8 protein-coding genes are annotated in these 3,333 nt (G+C 69.2%); 5 read left to right on the forward strand and 3 right to left on the reverse strand.

The annotated features are described in order from the left end of the window. Positions 1–55: 55 nt before the first annotated feature. Together rpmF and G6024_RS15870 are read right to left on the reverse strand one after the other, a co-directional pair. Positions 56–226 carry a 50S ribosomal protein L32 gene (gene rpmF / locus G6024_RS15865; RefSeq protein ID WP_067713249.1) on the reverse strand — a complete coding sequence of 57 codons (171 nt, stop codon included), beginning with the start codon at positions 224–226 and terminating at the stop codon, positions 56–58. A 53-nt stretch (positions 227–279) separates the two neighbouring features. Beyond that, positions 280–537, reverse strand: coding sequence for a type B 50S ribosomal protein L31 (locus G6024_RS15870; RefSeq protein WP_067713246.1), 258 nt, complete (start codon positions 535–537; stop codon positions 280–282). A gap of 385 nt (positions 538–922) precedes the next feature. On the opposite strand from G6024_RS15870, the gene rpmB reads away from it, so the two are divergent. From rpmB to G6024_RS15895, 5 genes are all read left to right on the forward strand, one after another. After that, positions 923–1,159, forward strand: a complete 237-nt coding sequence (rpmB, locus tag G6024_RS15875; RefSeq protein WP_010542299.1) for a 50S ribosomal protein L28 — start codon at positions 923–925, stop codon at positions 1,157–1,159. A 1-nt stretch (position 1,160) separates the two neighbouring features. Further along, entirely contained in the window at positions 1,161–1,325 is a 165-nt protein-coding gene (gene rpmG, locus G6024_RS15880; RefSeq protein WP_010542298.1) for a 50S ribosomal protein L33, read from the forward strand. Between the two features lie 3 nt (positions 1,326–1,328). Then, positions 1,329–1,634 carry a 30S ribosomal protein S14 gene (rpsN, locus tag G6024_RS15885; protein ID WP_017836289.1) on the forward strand — a complete coding sequence of 102 codons (306 nt, stop codon included), beginning with the start codon at positions 1,329–1,331 and terminating at the stop codon, positions 1,632–1,634. A gap of 10 nt (positions 1,635–1,644) precedes the next feature. Next, positions 1,645–1,902, forward strand: coding sequence for a 30S ribosomal protein S18 (rpsR, locus tag G6024_RS15890; protein ID WP_007632792.1), 258 nt, complete (start codon positions 1,645–1,647; stop codon positions 1,900–1,902). 176 nt (positions 1,903–2,078) lie between these two features. Continuing rightward, a complete protein-coding gene (locus G6024_RS15895; protein WP_069388689.1) occupies positions 2,079–3,023 on the forward strand; it encodes an AEC family transporter in 945 nt (314 codons plus the stop codon). Here G6024_RS15895 and G6024_RS15900 read toward each other — a convergent pair. Continuing rightward, positions 3,012–3,333, reverse strand: a 322-nt coding sequence (locus G6024_RS15900) for a CPBP family intramembrane glutamic endopeptidase (protein WP_159149143.1), incomplete at its 5' end; no start/stop codon positions are given. The two genes, G6024_RS15895 and G6024_RS15900, sit on opposite strands and share 12 nt — an antisense overlap.

Raw genomic sequence — 3,333 nt, forward strand, 5'->3', positions numbered from 1 at the left:
GCGCCCGCGGCGCCGCCGTGCTCAGCTGCGCCCCGGGGGCGGCAGCCGACGCGGCTCAGCGGTCGAGGTTGACCAGGCCGAGCTGAGCGGCCTTGACCAGACGACGCGGCAGCGCCACCGGGCGGCCGTCGATCTTGGTCTCCTGGAGGGCGACGTTGTCGGCCTTCCACTGGGACCGGCGGGAGTGGGTGTTGGCACGCGAGAGGCGGCGCTTCGGAACTGCCATGATTATCGTCCTCGGGGTCTAGGAGGGTGGTCGGGGCGCGGACGCCCCGCTGCTCACTTGCGGCGGGTGCGGTTGCCGTAGCGACGCTGGAACTTCTCGACGCGGCCGGCGGTGTCCATGACGCGCTGCGCGCCGGTCCAGAACGGGTGCGACTCGCTGGTCACGTCCACGACGATGAGCGGGTACGTCTGACCGTCCTCCCACTCGACCGTGCGGCTGCTGGTCGCGGTGGAACGGGTGAGGAACTTGGTGCCCGTGCCCGAGTCCTGGAAGACCACCGGGTGGTAGTCGGGGTGAATGTCGTTCTTCATACTGGATCCCTCTAGCTCGGTAGAAGTCTGTGGGTCTGGCGCTCGCTCCTGCAAGAGCGCGCAATTGCCAGTGGCCGAACCGGGGATCCCGGTGTCAGCACACGCATCGGTAGATCGTACCCGTAGGATGGCCGGGCACCCAATTCGTGCGGCGCGGACATCCGGCCGCCGGAGCCGGTCCGGCCGCCTTTATGCCCACTGACGTGCCGATTACCGTTTCACGCGGTCGGGCCGTAAACTAGACCATCGCTGTTGTCTGCACGTTTGCTATCGCCTCTCACGGTGCTCGCGACGTGGCGGTAAGCCCCCCGTACGGCCCAGGCCGACCGAGGGCGCCCCCTCCGCCGCGCGCCACCGCAGGACGGGGCGGAAGGAGAACCACGCCATGTCGGCGCATTGCCAGGTAACGGGACGGAAGCCGGGTTTCGGCAAGTCCGTCTCGCACTCACACCGCAGGACCAACCGTCGCTGGAACCCGAACATCCAGCGCCGTAGCTACTTCGTGCCCTCCGAGGGTCGTCGCGTCACGCTGACGGTCTCTACCAAGGGCATCAAGACCATCGACCGCGATGGCATCGAGGCCGTCGTGGCCCGCATCCGCGCCCGTGGGGAGAAGATCTGAGATGGCCCGTAACGACATCCGCCCCATCATCAAGCTGAAGTCCACGGCCGGTACCGGGTTCACGTACGTGACCCGCAAGAACCGTCGCAACAATCCGGACCGCATCGTCCTCAAGAAGTTCGACCCGGTCGTCCGTAAGCACGTCGAATTCCGAGAGGAGCGCTGACTCGTGGCCAAGAAGTCCAAGATCGCGCGCAACGAGCAGCGCAAGGCCAAGGTCGCCCGGTTCGCCGAGCGTCGCGCCGAGCTCAAGGCAATCATCAAGAACCCCGAGAGCACGGACGAGGCACGTATGGATGCCCAGACCGCTCTCAACAAGATGCCGCGTGACGCCTCGCCCGTGCGGGTGCGTAACCGCGACGTCGCCGACGGTCGCCCCCGCGGCTACCTCCGCAAGTTCGGCCTCTCCCGCGTCCGCATGCGCGAGATGGCCCACCGTGGCGAGCTGCCCGGTGTCACGAAGTCGAGTTGGTGAGTAGGTAACCATGGCTAAAGCACGTAGCACCCCGTCCAAGAAGATCCGCGCCCAGGAGGGCCGTCGACCCAAGAAGAACCCGTTGAAGGTGGCGGGTATCGAGACGGTCGACTACAAGGACGTCAACACCCTCCGTACGTTCATCTCCGATCGCGGCAAGATCCGTTCGCGTCGGGTCACCGGCCTCACGCCGCAGCAGCAGCGTCAGGTCGCCGTCGCGGTCAAGAACGCCCGCGAGATGGCCCTGCTGCCGTTCACCAGCCGCTGAGTCACCACTCGGCGCGGGTGAACCGGACCGCCCGTCCCGCCTGCGGCCTCTAGCCGCCGACTCAGGCAACAGCAACCCGATCGGGGTCGTGCCTCCTCACGCAGGAGTGCGCGACCCCGATCGGCGTTACCGCGTCTACCTCTCCCCCTCCCCTCCCCGACACCAGGAGTCCACCCGTGGCCGGCGTCCTCAACGGCTTCGCCGTCATCGTCGCGCTGGTCGCGCTGGGCTGGATACTCGCCCGCACCCTGGTCCTCGGCACGGACGCGCACCTGGTGCTCAACCGGCTCGTCTTCTACGTCGCCACCCCGGCACTGCTGTTCGACTCCCTCGCCCGCACCACCCTCGACCAGGTCTTCACCGGCGTGTTCGTGGTGTCCGCGGTGTCGGCGATCATCGTCGCGGTCCTGTACGTGGCGATCGCCCGGCTGTGGCTCAAGCGCCCGGCGGCGGACCTCGTGGTGGGTGCCCTGTCCGCCGGCTACGTCAACTCCGCCAACCTCGGCATCCCCATCGCGCTGTACGTCCTCGGGGACCTCGGGTTCGTCATGCCGCTGCTGCTCTTCCAGGTGGTGGTCCTCCAACCGGTCGCAATCGCCGTGCTGGAGCGGGCCGCGCGGGCCGAGGGGTCGGACGGCGGCGGGGACGGGGGCGCGCTCGGTGCGCTACTGCAGTCGGTCCGCACCCCGATCGTCCTCGCTGCGCTCGCGGGCGTCGTCGTCGCCGCCCTGCCCTGGACGCCGCCCGAGACTCTCCTGGAGCCCGTGCACCTGGTCGGCCAGATCTCCGTCCCCGGCGCCCTGCTGGTGTTCGGCATGTCGCTCTACGGAGTCAAGGTGCTCGAGGCCGGCGCCTCGCCCCGCCGGGAGATCTTCCTCGCGAGCGCACTCAAGCTCGTCGCCCACCCCGTGCTCGCGTACGCCATCGGCGCCGGGCTGATGGGCATGCAGGGTCACGAGCTTCTCACGGTGGTGGTCGCCGCCGCGTTGCCCACCGCGCAGAACGTCCTCGTGGTCGCGACCCGGTACGGACACGGGACACTGCTGGCCCGGGACTCCGCCGTCCTCACGACCCTCGGCGCGCTGCCGGTCCTCTTGCTGGTCTCGGCGCTACTGGCCTGACCCGGCGGCGATCACGCCGGTGAACACGATCGCGTTGTTGACGCCGTGGAGCACGATGCCGGGCACGATCGACCGGTACCACTCGGCCATCGCGCACAGTGAGATCCCCACCACCAGCAGGTACGGCAACGCCGGGGGCAGCAGGTGCACGGCGGCGAACACCGCTCCCGCGAGCGTGATCCCCGCGACGGCCCGCAGCCGCGCCCGCAGGGCCGGCAGCACGATGCCGCGGAACACGACCTCCTCCGCCACCGGGATGAGCACGGCGACGGTCAGCAGCCCGAGGGCGGCGAACACCGGCCCGCCGGCC

It is taken from the genome of Dietzia maris (assembly GCF_014144855.1).
GTDB classification, from domain to species: Bacteria; Actinomycetota; Actinomycetes; order Mycobacteriales; family Mycobacteriaceae; genus Dietzia; species Dietzia kunjamensis.